We start from the raw sequence: 18772 nt of genomic DNA, 5'->3' as shown, positions 1-18772 counted from the left end.
GGAATCATGCCGCAAATTAGCGATGTTCAACATTTGCCTGCCCGGAGCTGGCTGCTGAGACGACGACAGTTGCTTTTTTTGGCCCGCAGCTCAGGGGGCATGCGCATTACTCGTAATGCTCTGCGGCAGTTGGCCGTTTTAACGCCCGAGCAATTGAACACCCCTGGCTCCTCCCTCCTGTGCGCATTTGTGCGCACGGAGAAGGGGCTGCGGATTGCCGGATTTTCCCTCGCTCTGAATTACGGGGAGGATGCTTGCATCGTAATTGTTCGTCCGCTTTACCGGGGCCGCAGACTGGGCGCTAGACTGCTGTCCGCCCAGCTCCAACAGCTGCGCCGTCTAACGTGCAGCGTAGCCGCCGACAATATGTCCAGTCTCAAAACCTGTTTCCGCGCTGGGCTTGTTGCGCATGAAATGACGACTGGACCAACCGGGAAACCCACGCTGATATTTCACGGAGAGTTATCCCAAGATAAGCAGACGGCAGAGGAAGGTGGAATGCTGTGCCAAAACCTGTCCTAGGCATCATGACTTTGTATTTGAACAACAAGAAGCAATTAGAGGAACGCGACATATATGAGCGCATGATTGCAGAAGGGAAACGGCTGGGACTGGATATGTATGTATTCACTCCTGCGGATGTCCATAAGGATCGCAGGCTGCTCCTTGCCCAAATCTATGATCCACACAGCGGAAAATGGAGCCGAAAGTGGCGAGAGTTCCCAGACATGATTTTCGACCGTTGTCGGGTACAGCGCAGTGAGCGATATCGTCAGTTGAAGCAGTTCCGATTGCAATACACAGACCTTGTATATTTAAACCGACCCCTGAGTAACAAATGGGTCATTCATCAGCAGCTTGCGAGAAGGTCTGCCTTTCGCCCCCATTTGCCTGCAACAGAGCTGTTCAGTGGATTTCATAGTGTCAAACGGATGCTCAAACAGAATTCACTAGTGTACCTCAAACCGATTAACGGTACGGGAGGCCGAGGTATTTTACGTATTGAACCTGTTAACAAGCAAGGAGGCCTGTATCTGATTGAGGGCCGCAATCGCAAACGCCATATCATTCCCCAGCAGCGGGTACGTCTAGACCGTCTGGAGCCGCGTCTGAGCAGCTGGAACATGGATAACTACATTGTTCAGGAAGGCATTCCTGTGCAGTTGCCGAATGGCAGAGTCCATGATTACCGTATGCTGGTACAGAAAAATGGCCAAGGAGTATGGGAGCTAACCGGATGCGCGGGGCGCATCGGGGCGCATCGGAGTGTCACTTCCAACCTGCATGGTGGAGGCAAGGCAGTACCGATGAGCCAATTGCTAACGCAATGGATTCGTGATGAAAGCCATAGAGAGAAAATCATCAAGCAAGGGGAAAAACTCGGACTGGACATCGCTGCGTATCTGGAAGAAAGCTACGGGGCATTGTGTGAGCTTGCACTCGATTTGGCAATTAATAAGCACGGTCATATATATGTGCTGGAAGTCAACCCGAAGCCAGCCCGTGAGGTCTTTTCGCGTATTGGTGAAAAAGAAACCTATCGCCGCTCCATCGCCAAGCCCATGGAATATGCCTTGTGGGTCTACCACACACAAATTAATCCAAAGCCTCAGGCTGACCACAAAGCAGAAGATAAAACAGAAGATAAAACAGAAGATAAAGCAGAAAATAAGACAGAGAATAAGACAAAGGAAGGCTCCGCGTAAAGTGGCTGCCTTCCTTTCTTTTTTTCATCTGCCCGACAGTACCAGCATGTTTAATTATATGGTGCGTCGAGCCTATTTATAACCAATAACCTGTGTTTCACAGTTACTCAGCGTTTTTATAAAGTGTAAGCAGTTGCGTAAAGTCTGTAATAATCGCATCGGCCCCCTTCAACTCATCGTCCACACCAAATCCCGCATAAGCGCAACCGATCACCGTCTGTCCGTTCTTTTTGCCTGCTTCCACATCTGAGGAACGATCTCCTACCATCCATACGTTCGAAATATCGTGCTTGCTCAATAGAATTTCCAGCAAATTCACTTTGGAAAGCGTGCTGTACTCCCCAGCGCTGTACAGTCCTTCAAAAATGGGAACCATTTCATACGCAGCAGCGATCCCCTTTACATAGTCCTCCAGACCGTTACTAGCTACGAACAATCGGACACCTTGCTCATGAAGGGCCTGTAGTGTTTCTTTTACATGTGGATACAGGGCATGACTTCCGCTCTTCAATCCCTCCAGTTCCAGCTGAAGCAGCAGCTCGTCCGCTCTTCTATGGGCCGCTTCGCTGGCTTCCGGCATCACTCTTCTCCAGATTTCATCCAGCAGCATGCCCAAACTATTCAAAATAAGCTCCTCGGGAGGAGTCTCTCCTTCATAAAGCCCTTCGGCGCGCAGCGTATCAAACAGCTTGTGGTACGCAGGAAGCAATAGCGTCTCCGTCTGAAAAAGTGTACCGTCCATATCAAATACCATAGCCTCAGGTTTCTTCAACACAGGTGCATTGTTCATGTAGTTATCAGTCATTCCTTTCCTATGTAGGTTTACAACTCTAACCCCTCTCATGATAAGCAATAAGAGAGGTCCGTGTAAACCTCATTGCGCATACCGCTAACTCTTATATTTTTTTAAAACAGTCCTGAAACAATGCAAACCACCCCACATATCCGTGTGTAAGGCACCCCTTGGAAGGTTGAGATCCACACCATTCCAATACGAAAATCCCGCCTGCTCTATCCATTGCTCCATCGCTGATAGATCCACTGTAGGGTAATCAAACGTCAGCAGAAGCATTCCGTCATCGCGTATGGTCCGGTGAAATTCATGTAAGGCTGCCAAAGACTCCTCAGGTGTTAAATGTTCCAGCACTGAAATACATACAATTTTGTCAAAACTGGCATCCTCATAAGGCAGAGCTGTCAGATTGGCATGTGCGGAGTGGAGCCGAACCGGTAAAATCTCCTGAATGCGCTCGGCAGCCTCCTCTCCGATATCCCGCCGCACCTCGGCCAAAATGGCATCCACGGAAACGATCCGTATATCCAGATCGCAAGCATAGACCTGAGCGCAACGGCGGGCCAACTCAAATTTGAATGGATGTGGAATTCCACACGCTGCATCCAGCACCGAATCTTGACCGGACATAAATTGAAGACACCACTCATACTCATAGGGGCGACTCCACCAGCTTTGGGGGAGTCTGTAAATCATGCTGGAGGAGTTGGGGTCAGAATATACAAAAAAGCGAGACAGATACGGGTCAGACATGTTCATGGATGCTGCCTCCTTTTGGAGAGATTTAAATTACTCTTGCAACACAGCACAGTTCATGACCCCGTTTCTCGCCTTGAAGTTTGGCCAACAATCCCATTTGCTCCGTAAAGGCAAGATCACCGTACAAAGGATGGGCTTGCAGCAAGGCATCCAAACCAGAGGGAAGCTGGCGGGTAAACATAGCCACCGAGCGCAATCCAGACTTTTCCAGTAAGAGCGCCAGCGTATGCTCAGAATAATGATATAAATGATCTTCCTCGGTAAATAAAGGTGAATAAACACCATAAGCCTCATTGGTGAACGAGTTTTTGTTGGGCACTGTAATATATAACGTCCCGTCAGGTTGAAGCTGTTCGCGTAAATCTGTCAAAAATGCAACAGGGTCCGCAATATGCTCCAGCACATGCCAGCATGCTACGGCCTCGTATTTGTGATCCAGTGGTAATTCAGTATCTTCTTCTACTTCTTGTATTTCTTGTGCTTCATTCAATTCCTGCATATCACATGCTTCATCGGTTTGAGTATCTTCTTCGGTTTCACCGTTCCAGTAACCCGGCAATAAATCCACGTCATATTTGTGTTTGGCGTAAGCACGCGAGTCTATGGAAGGTTCAATACCCACTGCATCCCAGCCGGCTTGAAGGGCAGCATGGATAAATTCTCCGGTACCTGATCCAATCTCAAGCAATTTTCCTTTACCGGAGCTGAACATATCCAGTAGCATGAGTCCAAAAAGGGCATGATCCCCATAAGTTGACGCTGCTGCACTATCCCGCATAGCAACCCAATCGGCATTATAAATCTCTGCAATCATATCCTCCGGCTGTATATGATCCACATCATTACGAAAAACCAAGCCACAGGAGCCGCACCCCATCAAGGTAAAGCGTTCATAGTTATGAAATACTCCCGTGTCAGACGAACCACACAGTTTGCATTTACTATAAAATACGTTCTTTGTTTCACTTTTAATTTGTAGACCGGAATTATTCATAACCTGGACACTTGAAATCTCGGCAACATCCATGGCGTTCACATCATGGGTAGCTTCATACTCTGGTGTAGTTTCTTTTTCTCCATTTATGTTGTCCTGATCTACCCAAAGCGTGAGTCGGGGGTTCGGGTCCAAAATAGATTCATATTGCTCTTTCCAGCCATAACGAACACTTGGATCAAGCAACTGATATCGCTGAAATTTGGCCATGCGAATAGCAGGTGTACACCATCCCCAATGCTGGATGCGGTAGTTGCTGATTTCACTGGGAAGGTCAAGCACATTTTCTGGAAATCTCCCACAGTGCAAGGACTGCTCCTTCCATTTATAAGAGAACCCTTCCTTATATCGAATTAAAAAAGGACGGTAATATTGATGAGCCTGCCAATAATCATCATCGCGGTAATGCGTGGAATTCCACATATCAAACAACCTGAAACAAATCGTATCTGCTTTCGTTCCCGCTAACAAAGAATGTACCCCTTGAGCAAAACGGGATTCGAACATTTCGTCAGCATCCATATTTAATATCCATTCCGGAAAAGAAGCCAACGTCTCTCTCCACTGTTGCTTACGTAGTTCCAATTCATTGGTAAAAGAAGCTGTTTCATTGCGTATTAAACGTAATGGGATTCCCTTTAGGATCTCACGGCACAACTCTCCGCTATCATCCTGACTGCCATCATCAATAATGACCGCTTCATCAATATATTCTCGATGACTCCGCAGCACGTCAATGAGCTTGCGATCTGCCTCATTGTATACCGTCATGGTCAGCGTCAATTTGGGTTTGGAGACAGGCGGCGTATGAAGTTCACTTTGTCGTGGACCAGGGAACGTTTGTGGTATAACAAAAGAATCTGCCGTGTACTTGGCAAAGACAGCTGACTCACGGAGGTCATACGGTATAACAGGAGGTTCAGGGAACTTAGATGGACTTGATGATGCAGAAGGATTGAAGGCAGGAGAGTTAGTAGAAGTATCGGAGTGATTTAGATATGCTAAATGTTCTGATTGGTCCGTATGAACAGCGCTCGTTGTAAAATAATTTAGGGTGAATAGTAGCTGCTCTGCCTTCATTCTGTCCGCTTCCCGGTACAGATGCATCGCCGGATAGTGTGTATCCACAAAAAGTGGAAATCCAAATGCAGCTGCCCGAATACAGAAATGTCGATCTTCTCCCCAATAGGAAACGTTTTTGATTTTACCAAAGTGAATCCCTGCTTCCAGTGCACGTCTGCGGATTAGGGTGCAAGCACCTAGACCCCCCACTTCGTACAAACCAGGAACATGCATTTGGTGTATGAAATGCAACTCGCGTTGCGCTCGCTCCTCTGCCGACAACACTTCGCCTTCTTCACGATGGAACAAATTATATTCATCACTAACCCACACCTGAGGCAATAGAGGCCCCTCCGGCTGCCAGCGTGTCCAGAAAATCTCAGATACAATATCCTTCTCCGCCTCCACCAGCTTACATAAGGTACGGGAATGGAGAATCAGGTCTGAGTCGACTAAAAACAGCGCGTCATAATTATGCTGAAGTGCATAATCGATAAGACGATTTTTGAAGTCGGCCACTTTCCAGACGAGGGCTGGCGGCCAATAATGAGTGTGCTCATCACTTCGGTTCTCCACTTGCTGTGGACCTGTTAACAAGGGCAAAACCCTGCCCGGCAGCCGATTGGAAAAATCGGCAAGCCATTGGCTTGAAGTCGGATTGTCATTATCATCGACAAATAAATAATCGGGCAGCACATCAGGTGCCTCCAGTCGCTCTAAAGCTTGAAGAAATAAAGACAATATTTCCGGTTTCTGGTGCACCGGGCTACCGATTAGTATACGCATGATTCAACGCCTCCATCAGGCAGAAGCCTCATAACCGTTCCCCCCTCCATATCCTAAGGCATACCATAATTGCAACCGAGCGATATGGGAGTGAGCGTAGTATGAATGGACTTGCACCTGGAAATATCAATGAAAACGACATCCATACAAAAATACAATCTTACCATCCAAACAACTACTCTTTTTCAGTTTTCTACCCGTTTTCTAACTACATTTAGCCATCAAATTTATTTCCCGGTCGCTTGATAATATCGAATTTCGCACAATCTCCTCCCCCTCATATCAGACTTTGATTTTCTAATTTATTAGAGCAAGATTGAATTTATGATCATCGCACATCCTCTAAACGATCCATAGGAATTACTACATAATGAGCAAGCTATCCTAATAAAATGGAGATTATACCAAGTTTTTTGGGAGGGACAAAGAGCATGGTAACTGTCAGCTTATGTATGATTGTCAAAAATGAAGAAGAAGCCCTTCATACCTGTCTGAAATCAGTCCATGACCTGGTAGATGAAATCATTATCGTAGATACTGGTTCCACTGACAGTACCCAAGAGGTCGCTGCATCGTTCAATGCTCGGGTATACCATTTTGAATGGTGCGATGATTTCTCTGCAGCCCGCAATTATGCGTTTAATCAGGCAACGCAAGAATATCAATTTTGGCTGGACGCTGATGACATACTGGAAGAAAAAGACCGAATATCATTTCTCAACTGGAAGAAACAAGCCACCCTCTCCTATGACAGCATTACGATGGATTATGTGCTGTCTGTAGATGAACAAGGACAGCCGTTGTATAAGCTCAAAAGAAACCGAATTGTGCGGCGTGATCGAAGATTCAGATGGATCGGCTTTGTGCACGAATTCCTGCATGTGACTGGCAGCACCTTTCACAGTAATATAGCGGTGACTCATAAAAAGACACGTGCCTACACTGATCGTAATTTGCATATATATCTCAAGCATCGGGAGCAAGGCACTGCATTTTCTGAGCGAGATCACTACTACTTCGCGAATGAACTATATGATAACGGACGCATACTAGAAGCCATCCAGCAGTACGAGCACTATCTGGGACTCGATCAAGGATGGATTGAGGATCGGATTGCTGCTTGCTTTAAGCTAGCGGATTGCTACGCCCACCAGGGTCAAAAACAGGAGCAGCGTATGGCTCTGCTTCGCACACTTAACCTTGATGTACCACGCGCCCAGTTCTGCTGTGTCTTTGGCAATTTGTTGATTGAAGACGAACAGTATACTCAAGCCATTTACTGGTTTCACCAGGCAACGTTGATAGAGCCTCCACAAGATGTGATGGCCCTAACCAATTCGTCGTACTATACCTGGTTTCCACACTTGCAATTATGCCTGTGTTACGACCGAATCGGTGACATCGAAAAGGCAAAATCGCATCATCGCATAGCTCAGTTGCACCACCCTACTCATCCAAGTGTTTTATATAACGAGAAGTATTTCGCACAACTGAAGCAATAGGGATGAGAAAGACGCGCCGGGGAAAGGTCGTTCAATGTAGCCGACCTTAGTCATCATGCCGATATGTGCTCGGCACGATACCCGGCGGACAGCCTGCAATTTTTCGGGGCTTTTATTTTTACCCCCTCTTATATATAAATGCCCATTGCTGCTCCTCGGGAAGGACCATTTCATTAGCTTAGATTACCTCAAAAGAAAAAAAGTCTCCTGCAAGCTTAAGCTCACCAAGAGACCTCGTATATCATTTTATCAGAACACTTTCTTCCGGTCTCTTTCCCCCTTCAAAATTTCCACTGACTCACGGAAACGGAGCGAATGGATTATTTCACGTTCACGTAGAAACTTCAGACTATCTTGCAAATCCACATCGTCTGTCAGATCAATCAGCCACTGATATGTAGCTCGTGCCTTTTCCTCTGCCGCTATGTCCTCATATAGATCGGCAATAGGATCGCCTTTGGCTTGAATATAAGCCGCTGTAAAAGGAACTCCGGCAGCGTTTTGATAATATAGCGCATGGTCGTGTGCCGCATAATATTCACCCAGACCGGCAGCCTTCATTTGCTCTACGCTCGCATCCTTGGTCAGCTTATAAATCATAGTCGCAATCATCTCGAGATGCGCAAATTCCTCCGTGCCTATGTCGTTCAGTACACCAATCACCTTATCGGGAATCGTATATCGCTGATTCAGATAGCGCAATGCCGCTGCCAGCTCGCCATCCGCTCCACCATACTGCTCCATAAGCAGTTTGGCCATATGAGGATCACATTTGCTGACACGTACGGGATATTGCAGTTTCTTCTCATATACCCACATTCATGTCCCCTCCTTTATAAAAGGTTGTTAAAAGGTTGTACCTGCCTAGACCTGCCACGGCCAAGGGGATTGACTCCACTCCCAAGGATACTTGGAATAGGCACGACCAAAATTTTGTAAAGGCCCATATAGCATCTGATACTCGTTAGCAATCGCCGTTCTTTCCTGCGTCAGCTTATTGAACTGCTCGATGGCCTGTAAATCATCTGGGTGCGTATTCAGATACAAATTCAGCTCCACCAACACAAAATCCACCGCTTGGAGCTTCTCCAGCAACGCATAAAACTGGGCATCCCCCGGCTTGGTTTGGGACGTGCAGCCTTGGGTCGGGTTTCCGGCTTGACTATAGCCCTGAGTTTGGTTCTGATACTGGTTCTGATACTGGTTCTGGTATGGATACGGATTTGAATAAGGGCTTTGATATGGATTCGGCTGTTGCTGTCCACTCTCATGCTGATTTTGCTGCTGGAATTGGAATGGGGACTGACCCTGATTTGGATTCTCCATTCTATTCGCCTCCCCCCTGGTTTCTTCTAGGCTCATAAGGGCTGTAAAGCAAAGGCCATAGCGTTCCCTTCGTCAGCGCCTCATCTGGACTGAATTGCGGTAGACCAGGGGGCTGAAATTGCACAAACAAGTTTGGCGGAAGCACATAAGTCTTGCACAGAACGGGCGGACACGGATCGAACGGGCCGACAAACGGGGCATACTCACCTTGCTGTGGAAATTTCACGGGCCGGGACCTCCTTTGGTTGATCCATCTGCTTTACTATTCAACATATGCCGCATCGCCCAAGTCTCGAACAAAAAATCACAGATAAAAATAATTGTTCAAAAAAATAACTATAAAACTGTTTCTAATCAAAAAGAACCTTTAAAACCACGGTAACGTGGATCTAAAGGTTCTTGCTTCAGCACACTATAATAACTTACATACCTGAACTGATCTTACCTATCTCTGTGGATCAGGACTCAATCGGTAGAAAGCTCATCTTCAATCACAGGCTCAGGCTTGCGGTGAATCTTCACTCTCATTATGCGAAGCCTTGTTGCTTCCTCCACCTCGAAGGTAAGGTTATAAAACTCAATTTTCTTCCCTTTCACCGGAATGCCTTCCAATTCCTTGAACAGCCATCCTCCGATGGAATCTACCTCGTCGTCTTCGATGTTTACTCCAGTCAAATCATTGACATCCTCAATGAGCATACGACCGTCCACAGAGATGAAGTTCTCCTTGATTTCCACGCTTGGGCGTTCATCCTCAAACTCATCATAGAGATCCCCGACGATTTCCTCCAAAATTTCCTCCGCTGTCAGCAGCCCGGCCGTTCCGCCGTATTCATCTACCACGAGAGTCATTTGGGAATGTTTTTTCTGCATAAGGCGTAGCACGTGACTCACTTCCATAGACTCCGGCACATTCAAAATAGGACGTACCACCGAAGCCAGATCCAGTTGTTCCCCCTGCTCAGCTAGCAGAAGATCCGTGATATGGACAAAACCGATAATCTGGTCTTTATCCTCAACCGCTACCGGGTAGCGGGAATGCTTGGTCTCGCTGATAATCTTGAGATTTTCCTTAAACGACAAATTCGTATACAAACAATCCATATCTGTACGCGGCAGCATGATTTCACGTGCAAGCAAGTCGGAAAAATCAAAAATATTATCCATCAGCTTAATTTCGTCCTTATCAATCACACCGCTTTTGGCGCTCTGATTCATCAATATACGAATCTCTTCCTCCGAATGAGCCGCTTCGGCTTCACTCGCCGGCTGAATCCCGAATGCACGCAACAGCAAGTTTGCCGCAGCATTCAATACCCAGATCACAGGTAGAAAGACCTTATAAAAAAGCAGCAAAGGCGCCGATAAAAACAACGCCACACCTTCAGTCTTCTGAATCGCTAAAGACTTGGGAGCCAATTCCCCCAATACAATATGCAAAAAGGTAATTACGCAAAATCCGACGACAACGGATATCGTTGTAATCAGGGTGCCGTCAGTTACACCGAGTTTGTGCATGAGTGGCTCTATCAGGTAGCCGGATATTGCTGGCTCTCCAATCCAACCCAAACCCAATGAAGCCAGCGTAATGCCCAATTGGGTGGCGGACAGATAAGCATCCAACCTTTGGTTCACCTTCAGCGCATAGCCTGCCAGGCGATGACCCTCGCTTTGGAGCTGCGTCAATCGGGATTGGCGCATTTTGACCAACGAAAATTCTGCGGCCACAAATACACCATTTAGAAAGACAAGCAGCAGTACCAAGAGGAGATTCACAGCTAGCAATCCCCAATGAAACTCGGTATGACCATCCAATACGAACTCCCCATTTCTATAGTTGTAATGCTTTTCTTGATTTAAAGTCTATTCCTTTGTAGTACATATCCGCTACGAGCAGGTTCGGTCCACAACAGGCAGCGGCATCACAATGACAGTTCACAGTCTGATTCAACGGATGCTCATTCAGCCATTCACCAAAAATATCGTCCAGACTGTCTTCCTGAATGTTGCCGAAAGCCGGAATGTCTGCAAAATCCGTCACATACACGCTACCCGTGAACATATTCACATTCACACGGTTTCTTCCGTCTGGATCATTACGCACCGTAATATTCGGTTCCTGACGCAAGCGGCGAAGCAGTTTGCGGTCTTCTTCCCGGTCCGAACAAGCAAAGAACGGTAATGTGCCAAACAACATCCACATGTCCTGATTACGTACATCCAGCAGCTTATGGATAGAGTTCCGCATGTCGTCGAGTGAAAGCACAGGCAAAGCAGAGGCAAAATTTGACGCATACATTGGATGAACCTCATGCCGTCGGCATCCCATTTCGTTGATCAACTGATGAATGCCCTCCAGCTTCGTGTGTGTCCGATAATTAATCATGGATTCAGCTGAAATGAACATTCCCATTTCACTTAATCTGCAGGCATTCTCGATCATTTTTTCATACAGGCGAACAGCACCCGCACGTGGGGTCGGCCGGCCTGTATTTGCAAAACCCACTTCATAAAAATCGTCCGCATTCAAATAGTTAAACGAAATATGCATCACATCTAGATAAGGAAGCATCTTCTCATATCTGCGAATATCTAACGTCAGATTGGAGTTGATTTGCGAGCGAATACCGCGCTCTTTGGCGTATTTCAACAGTGGAACGATCACTTCATCCACTGTTTTATCGAGCAAAGCAGGTTCCCCGCCTGTAATACTGATGGTCTCCAGATGCTCGACTTCATCCAGACGCTTCAGCATTAGGTCTAACGGAAGGAAAGGGGCCTCCTTCATAACCAGCATGTCGCCAACAGCGCAATGCTCACAGCGCATATTACACAGATGCGTTACGGTCATTTCCACACTCGTAAGCAAATGACGACCATGTGTACGCAATGAGACAATCGGGTCCCACGGATCATAGGTTGGCGATATTTGGGGTAGCGTGTTATTTTGTAGAACTGTCATTATGTTTTCACCTTATTTCTGTTATTAACCTCAAAAGACGTATAATTATCATATCATGATGTGTAAAGTGTCTGCATGCTTTCTTCCACATCATCTGCTAATCTACGTGTACTCCTCCGAAAGGGGCCACAGTAGCACCCAATGTATTTGTAATCATAACCGAGAGGGATATGGACAAATCCACATCATAAGGTGCTTTCACTTCCTGCCCATCCCGGTCCCTTACAATGCGAATGACGGGTCTTTGCGGGATTTTGGAATGTATACGCACCACGACCCCCTCTTCCCCCGTGTTGAGCACCACAGAGAGTCCCAAGGGGTAAATAGCCACACAGTCACGAAAGGCTTCTAGCATTCGCTGCTCATATAACGTTCCTGCCCCGGCGTACAGCACTTCCATCGCCTCATAAGGCAACAAAGCCTGCTTATATATCCGACTTGCTGTCATTGCGTCGTACGAGTCTGCCAGGCCGATCCATTTCGCATATTCGTGGATCTGGTCCTTTTTCCAACCGTGTGGGTATCCGCTGCCGTCAATACGCTCATGATGCTGTAATGCACAGTGAGCCGACAACAAGGGAATTCCAGGTTCGTCTTTAAGCAGCTTGTAGCCGATCACCGTGTGTGTTTTCATATGCTCATATTCCTCGTCGGTCAATTTACCCGGCTTATAGAGTACTTGAGGTGAAATTTTCATTTTACCGATATCGTGAAGTAGTGAACCTATTCCCAACTCCATCAGCTGATTGTTATCGTAGCCGTTGGAAATTCCCAGTACAAGTGAATATAGACATACGTTCAAAGAATGATGATACAAATCCTGATCTGCGGCCCCAATATCCATCAACATAATGACGGCGTCCTGCCGGCCTCCAATATCGTCCAGAATAGATTCCATCACCTTATAAAATGACTTGCCAAAATATTTGTGCTTATGATCTACGGAGTAGGATGACAACCCTTGAAATTGCTTTTTGATTTCCTGTAGCGCCGCCGCCCTTGTCTGTTCATGGATCATCTCAGGAATGACGATATCTTCTGTCACAGCATCCTCAATGTATACATATCCAATACCGACTTGGCCTAGACGTTCAATCAATCGCGAAGTAAGCTCAACACCTTCCGAGAGCAGCACCATTCCATTTTCATTGTATATTTTTTTGCCCAGCTTCATGCCGGCTCTCAATAATGTAACAGGTACCAGTCGCAGCTTAATCCTCTCCCGATTGTTTTGATACCTGAAGCCACCTAGCTGCAAAACATTCTTCCATCGCGCCCGGACGCTTCAACTCCATTTCAATCAAATCCCGTAAAAATTCTGGAAGCATAAATCGGAGATCTGTTCCGTTCGCAAGCACCTCATAACCTGCTTTGAAAGTGAACATATCCAACGTGCCCACTGTGTATTCCTCATGCTCTTCCAAAGGTTGACCTGCTACACGAATGTCCGTTACTTTTTCATAAGGAGCACGGCCAGGGTCATACTGAATAGCCAAGCCTTCCACACACATCGTACCAAGCACTTTGCCTCTGAAGCCAAAGCCCGTCATAGGCTTGTCCGCAAATTCAGGCAGCAAGGACTGCTCCAGCGCCAACCGAATATCGCTCCCCCGCAACTTCATAACACAGGCATTAATCGGTGAAGGGCATAAGGAATGCAGGATTCCTTTACTGATATCCCCTTGAGGTAATGGGCCGAGCAGTTGTCCCGCATTGACGAGGGCAATTTCTGTTCCTGTAAAATGGGACACTGATTGTGCCAGCATATTCCCGAAAGGGGATTCCTGATCATATGCGATCTCCAGTTTCCGATCCGTCACAGCAACCGTGCTCTCCATGGCGCGCTCTGCTTGTCTGCGATGCACCACAATGGCCGATGCCACTTTTTCGTCCAGTATTGTCAGATCCACAGGAACTACACCGCCTGACGTGACTCGAAACGGTTCGAGGCTATTGTTACGACTTAGCGTCACTTCACCCAGCAGCGTTCCGAACTTACCCGCCCCACATAAAGCTGTTTTCCCGATCCAAAGCGGTTCCTCCAGCACATGATGGGTGTGACCTCCAAGGATAACGTCAATCTCAGGAAATTGCGACGCTAACTTTTTATCGGAAGGTAGGCCCAGGTGCGACATCACGACCAAAACATCAACCTGCTTTCTCAGTGCCGCGATCTGCTTCCCCAGCACATCAAACGGATTGAGCACATCCCAGCCCAGCAATTGATAATACTCTACAAAAGGAGCCGTCACACCAAGTAAACCGACCTTGATTCCTGCTTTGTCTACAATAAGGGATTCCTTCATCCACGCAGGACTCATCCCTGTGGCACACTCAGTCATATTGCCACATATGACCGGACAATGAATGCCCGCATATGCCTGTTCAATCATATCCGGGGTAAAAGTCAGTCCCTCATTATTACCGATCGTAATGGCATCATATCCTGTTAGATTCATCACATCCACATTTGCCCCACCTAGCGTTCCTTCCGTTTCGGGGGCCATCCGGTCCATGTGGTCTCCTATGTCAAGCACAAGTAGCGCATCCCCTAATGCAGCTCTTCGTTCATTAATCATCGCGGCTATCGAAGGCATACTGCCAAAATGACTATGGATATCATTGGTATGCAAAATGGTCAACGTTTGCCGAGTCGTCATCTCCATAACCGCCCTCCTCTATATTTTATATATCGACTTTGGAGCTTCTAATGTTTAAGCATATCATGTTATTTAGCAATATGGTACATATGGGTGGACATAGTCCTTAAGCTTCGCTGTAGTCTCTGGGCAATCTCATATTACAAACATAGTGAAAAGTATTGACGTTATCTATTGTAGGTATCTGATAGGAATTGGGTTCCTGGGACCTATTTTACAGCTTGGAATAATAGTAAATTAGTCGTTGTCATCCCATATAATTCTTGATATATTAAGTTTGTTTCGTATTTTCGACAAATTTACGACAATAAGGAGGTTAGCGCATGAGAGTACACGTTACCGATGCCAAGCCAGGAGATCGCCTCAAATCCGATACATACAATGGGCACGGTGTGCCTGTCATGGTTCAGGGCACCGAGCTACAGCATGACGATATTTCCAAGCTCATTATGCACGGTGTCGATTATATCGACATTGATGCCGGTTCTGCGAGCATTCCGGTTGACTTTGCCCCCGATGTTCCAGCTTCCCCCGAGTCCCTCAAACGTGCCGTTCCTCTCATGGAGCAGACGATCAGTGGCTTTGAAAGTATGTTTCTCGAAGCTTCCTCAACTGGCAAATTTGATGAATATCGAGTTGATGAGCTGTTCGGCCCTCTCGTTTCAGAGCTAGCTCGTCAAAAAGATGTCGTATCTCTGCTGTTAATTATGGAACGGGGAGATCACTATACCTATAATCATTCTCTCCAAGTAGGCGTACTGTCATATTACATTGCCACATGGCTTGGGTATACGGAAGAAGAAGCATATGCCGCCGGTAAAGCTGGATATTTACATGATATAGGCAAGTCCATGATACCCGATGAAATTTTGAACAAACCGGATAAACTGACACCTGAAGAATTTCATGAAATGAAGAAACATTCGCTATATGGCTATGATATTATTCGCAATTCAACCAGCGATGAGATTTCTGCAATTGTCGCCTTACAGCATCATGAGCGTGAAGATGGAAGTGGATATCCCCATGGTCTGTTCAAGGAAGAAATTCATCCTTTTGCCAGCATAACAGCTATTGCCGACGTGTATAGCGCGATGATTTCCAATCGTGTGTATCAGACGAAGCAGGAGCTACTCACCGTATTACGCGAGCTGCACAGCATGAGTTTTGGACATCTAAACCCAGAAGCTACCCAAGTGTTCATCAGACACATGCTTCCTAATTTCATTAATAAGCAGGTTCTGTTGACTACAGGTCAGACAGGAACGATCATTCTGAACAATCCTGCTGATTACTTCAGACCCTTAGTAAGAATTAACGATGATGAATATGTAGATTTGTCTAGGGAACGCCATGTATCCATTGATGAAATTTATTTGGAATCCTGATCCGCTACTGCCTCCCGGCGTTACTTCGGTGGCACGAAATGTTTTGCCGAAGCACAGACTACGCGAATAAAAAGAGACTGTCCTTGATTCGTAGGTTCTTCTACGAAGGACAGCCTCTTTTTAAGTTACGGATATTAACCTTGTTACTATCTTTATTTATGGTTTAATCCTAAGTGGTAAGATCGTGTAGCCCTGGACTATGTTCATTAGGCAATTCGGGCATATACGGAAGAGGAAAACCCTCAGGAGGATCTATTACACTCAAATCCCCACCGTTTCTGCTTGGAGTTTGCCCATTGAATATTTCCCCAATACGGGTAGAATCCAATCGAAAATTAAACTGCGCATTGTGAAAGCCCATCTCAACATACTTCCGGCATTCTGGATACTTGTTAATATCGTAATTTGGAACCGGGAACAATTTTCCCCAATCAACTCCAAGTGTCTCTAATGCTTTGGCAAACGCGTTTTGATGAGCATTATCCCTCACAATCAAAAAAGCCAACGTTTCCCGGAATGTTTTGTTCGAGCTCATTTCGTAAATTCGGGATTTTTGCAGGACCCCTGTAGATTCGAGTACGAGATTATCAAGCAAATCACTAACCAGATTCCCGTGGGAATAAACATAACTACCTAGCCAAGGATTCCCACTTGCATCAACAGGTAAGGAACTTTGGGCTCCCATAATAAAATGATGAGGATTTGCGTGTTTTATCGCCTCATCTAAAGGAGCATGATCCATTCCCGCATCGCCGGCTTGGTCTGCGCCTGAGCCAGTCAGAAGTTGATTTATAGTATGTTGGACCAGTTCAACATGACTAAGCTCCTCTAGAAAAACTCCTCGTATCAAATCCCTGTACTGCACAGCATTACCACGAAAATTATTACTTTGAAAGAAAAACTGCATCATAGTACGCATTTCTCCGAATCGACCACCTAACACTTCTTGAATCACTTTAGCAGCAGCAGGATCGGGCTTATCGGGTACTATTAAGTTAATTAAATCTTCTTTATAAAAATACAATTCAAATACCCTCCTTAGACTCTTCATTTTAAAGTGAAACATAGGCTTCCCTCTTTAATAATTTATATACAAACCAAACAAACAGAAAGTTAAATATAAAGACCCGTATCGATTTTTGTGATGCTGCTCCTCGTTTTATTACATCTTGAAAAGGTTAAATACAGTTAGAATTCACTAAGCTGCTTTAGCTATAGGAGGAGTAAATATGTTTAGACATCAAAAAGAGTTGCAGTTTGAAGTGAAAGTAGAGCGCCCTGATCCTCTTTTTGCCCGGCAGGTACAAGAAGTTTTGGGAGGGCAATTTGGAGAAATGACCGTAATGATGCAATATTTATTTCAAGGGTTTAACTGTCGCGGTGATGAAAAATATAAAGATATGCTGATGGATATTGGAACTGAAGAAGTAGGGCATGTGGAGATGCTGTGTGCTTTAATTAGTCAACTACTTGATGGAGCTAAACCAGAAGATCAAGAACAAGCTGCAAAAGACCCTGTTACAGCTGCCATAATGGGGGGAATTAACCCACAGCATTTGCTGGTCAGCGGTCTAGGCGGATTGCCTACTAATTCAAATGGAGTTCCATGGAACGGCTCTTATATCGTCGCAAGTGGCAACCTTTTGGCAGATATGCGATCCAATTTGCACGCAGAGAGTCAGGGTCGATTGCAGGTAGCAAGGCTATATCATATGACACAAGATGAAAGCGTCAGAGCTACACTACGGAAAATGCTAGCGCGTGACCGCTATCACCAGTATCAGTGGATGGCGGCAATCCAAGAATTAGAAGAGAAAAACGGTGTTGTGGTTCCGGCTTCTTTTCCCCCTGAGGCAGAACAAGAGTCTCAGCCTGAAGCTTATGAGTTTTGGAATTTGTCTGAGGGCGAAGAATCTAGTGAAGGTTTGTGGGCAACAGGGAGTGCGCCGGATGGAACCGGGAGCTATGTATACATCTCAAAACCAGTTGCCAAAGGACAAATCTATAATGCCAAAATACCAGCAACCGAGTTACATCATGACTTAGACCATAAAACTTCAGATAAATAAACAAGTGGCAAACAAGCTGTCCCAACATTAAAGAATTGCTTATTGGTGACACTGACCATAAAAATGTTACAAAAAATATATACTTAATATTCGAATAAGGCGGCTTATCATAAGGCATAAAATCATAGCCGATCATAAATCATGAAGTACAGAATTAATGTAAGTCTAAAAGCCCTGCCGACCAATTATGGTTAGCAGAGCTTTTTGATTTCAAAGACGATGCTCTCATTCTGTATGAGCAGATGTCTATAACAATCATTTGTGTTACCTCGCTTCGGTCAAACCACCGTTCATTAAATAAGAGGTGCCTGAATCAATGTTGCAAAATTAAACTGGTGTACATGACCATCATTTAATGTAGTTTGGCCCGTAACAAAATGTACATGCTTACCATTTCCGACTGGAATAGCGGGCCCTGTTCTAATCCTTCTCAGATTATGAAAATGGTTCACGAAATCAGTTTTCGTAAGATCAATTTCATGGACATGACTTCTTCCAACTCGAATCGCTTGCCCAGTAACACCTGCAAAGCGGTGGTTATGTCGGTCTGCACCTTCTTCGGCCAGTTTGGTGCTACCTTCAAATTCATGTACATGTCTCTGTGTCTGCTTAGAAGAGAGGGTTTTCTTCTTCACTCCAGCTTTATTCTTCTGCATCTGTTGGCATGCCTCCTTATGTTTATGTCACTCACAACATCCTATTAAGCAAACATACATAAGTGCTAGGCAACTATCTGCAGTCCTAAGCATAATTTTTTTTGTAGTA

17 protein-coding genes are annotated in these 18772 nt (G+C 45.7%); 5 read left to right on the top strand and 12 right to left on the bottom strand.

The features are described from left to right. Positions 1–6 precede the first annotated feature (6 nt). Positions 7–522, top strand: coding sequence for a GNAT family N-acetyltransferase (locus MKY16_RS08375; RefSeq protein WP_039269878.1), 516 nt, complete (start codon positions 7–9; stop codon positions 520–522). Further along, positions 504–1706 carry a YheC/YheD family endospore coat-associated protein gene (locus tag MKY16_RS08370; RefSeq protein WP_340954999.1) on the top strand — a complete coding sequence of 401 codons (1203 nt, stop codon included), beginning with the start codon at positions 504–506 and terminating at the stop codon, positions 1704–1706. The genes MKY16_RS08375 and MKY16_RS08370 overlap by 19 nt, the downstream gene beginning before the upstream one ends. Positions 1707–1809: 103 nt before the next feature. Here MKY16_RS08370 and MKY16_RS08365 read toward each other — a convergent pair whose 3' ends face one another. The 3 genes from MKY16_RS08365 to MKY16_RS08355 all read right to left on the bottom strand — a co-directional run bounded on the left by MKY16_RS08365 (position 1810) and on the right by MKY16_RS08355 (position 6100). Further along, positions 1810–2511: an HAD family hydrolase gene (locus MKY16_RS08365; RefSeq protein ID WP_340954997.1), complete on the bottom strand. Its 702-nt coding sequence runs from the start codon at positions 2509–2511 to the stop codon at positions 1810–1812. Positions 2512–2595: 84 nt separating this feature from the next. Continuing rightward, positions 2596–3258, bottom strand: a complete 663-nt coding sequence (locus MKY16_RS08360; RefSeq protein ID WP_069011210.1) for a class I SAM-dependent methyltransferase — start codon at positions 3256–3258, stop codon at positions 2596–2598. 25 nt (positions 3259–3283) lie between these two features. Beyond that, the gene (locus MKY16_RS08355; RefSeq protein WP_340884916.1) at positions 3284–6100 is read right to left on the bottom strand and encodes a bifunctional glycosyltransferase/class I SAM-dependent methyltransferase; all 2817 of its coding nucleotides are present in this window, start codon (positions 6098–6100) and stop codon (positions 3284–3286) included. A 431-nt stretch (positions 6101–6531) separates the two neighbouring features. Here MKY16_RS08355 and MKY16_RS08350 point away from each other — a divergent pair, with 431 nt between their 5' ends. Continuing rightward, entirely contained in the window at positions 6532–7602 is a 1071-nt protein-coding gene (locus tag MKY16_RS08350) for a glycosyltransferase family 2 protein (protein WP_340884914.1), read from the top strand. Positions 7603–7851: 249 nt separating this feature from the next. On the opposite strand, the gene MKY16_RS08345 is transcribed toward MKY16_RS08350, so the two are convergent. The 7 genes from MKY16_RS08345 to MKY16_RS08315 all read right to left on the bottom strand — a co-directional run bounded on the left by MKY16_RS08345 (position 7852) and on the right by MKY16_RS08315 (position 14556). Continuing rightward, positions 7852–8421 carry a manganese catalase family protein gene (locus tag MKY16_RS08345; RefSeq protein ID WP_029516597.1) on the bottom strand — a complete coding sequence of 190 codons (570 nt, stop codon included), beginning with the start codon at positions 8419–8421 and terminating at the stop codon, positions 7852–7854. A 45-nt stretch (positions 8422–8466) separates the two neighbouring features. Further along, positions 8467–8928, bottom strand: a complete 462-nt coding sequence (locus MKY16_RS08340; protein ID WP_318626775.1) for a spore coat protein CotJB — start codon at positions 8926–8928, stop codon at positions 8467–8469. A 1-nt stretch (position 8929) separates the two neighbouring features. After that, positions 8930–9154, bottom strand: coding sequence for a spore coat associated protein CotJA (locus MKY16_RS08335; RefSeq protein WP_029516595.1), 225 nt, complete (start codon positions 9152–9154; stop codon positions 8930–8932). Between the two features lie 239 nt (positions 9155–9393). Beyond that, positions 9394–10743, bottom strand: coding sequence for a hemolysin family protein (locus MKY16_RS08330; RefSeq protein ID WP_029516594.1), 1350 nt, complete (start codon positions 10741–10743; stop codon positions 9394–9396). Between the two features lie 16 nt (positions 10744–10759). After that, complete coding sequence (yfkAB, locus tag MKY16_RS08325) at positions 10760–11890, bottom strand: radical SAM/CxCxxxxC motif protein YfkAB (RefSeq protein WP_340884910.1); 1131 nt, start codon at positions 11888–11890, stop codon at positions 10760–10762. 97 nt (positions 11891–11987) lie between these two features. Beyond that, positions 11988–13148: an HD-GYP domain-containing protein gene (locus MKY16_RS08320; RefSeq protein WP_069011214.1), complete on the bottom strand. Its 1161-nt coding sequence runs from the start codon at positions 13146–13148 to the stop codon at positions 11988–11990. Then, entirely contained in the window at positions 13102–14556 is a 1455-nt protein-coding gene (locus MKY16_RS08315; protein ID WP_069011215.1) for a bifunctional metallophosphatase/5'-nucleotidase, read from the bottom strand. Before MKY16_RS08315 ends, MKY16_RS08320 begins: the two co-directional genes overlap by 47 nt. Positions 14557–14873: 317 nt before the next feature. Between MKY16_RS08315 and MKY16_RS08310 the strand changes: the two genes are divergently transcribed. Then, the gene (locus tag MKY16_RS08310) at positions 14874–15938 is read left to right on the top strand and encodes an HD-GYP domain-containing protein (RefSeq protein WP_029516590.1); all 1065 of its coding nucleotides are present in this window, start codon (positions 14874–14876) and stop codon (positions 15936–15938) included. Positions 15939–16107: 169 nt separating this feature from the next. On the opposite strand, the gene MKY16_RS08305 is transcribed toward MKY16_RS08310, so the two are convergent. Beyond that, on the bottom strand, positions 16108–16962 hold the full coding sequence (locus MKY16_RS08305) for a manganese catalase family protein (RefSeq protein ID WP_029516589.1): 855 nt from the start codon (positions 16960–16962) through the stop codon (positions 16108–16110). A 205-nt stretch (positions 16963–17167) separates the two neighbouring features. On the opposite strand from MKY16_RS08305, the gene MKY16_RS08300 reads away from it, so the two are divergent. After that, positions 17168–18007, top strand: a complete 840-nt coding sequence (locus tag MKY16_RS08300; RefSeq protein WP_029516588.1) for a manganese catalase family protein — start codon at positions 17168–17170, stop codon at positions 18005–18007. A 293-nt stretch (positions 18008–18300) separates the two neighbouring features. On the opposite strand, the gene MKY16_RS08295 is transcribed toward MKY16_RS08300, so the two are convergent. Continuing rightward, a complete protein-coding gene (locus MKY16_RS08295; protein WP_029516587.1) occupies positions 18301–18663 on the bottom strand; it encodes a YmaF family protein in 363 nt (120 codons plus the stop codon). Positions 18664–18772: the final 109 nt, after the last annotated feature.

Origin of the sequence: Paenibacillus sp. FSL L8-0641, from assembly GCF_038006265.1 — a bacterium.
GTDB lineage: Bacteria > Bacillota > Bacilli > Paenibacillales > Paenibacillaceae > Paenibacillus > Paenibacillus polymyxa_D.
The sequence above is the reverse complement of the archived record's forward strand: the minus strand, read 5'-3'. Positions and strand labels throughout refer to the sequence as shown.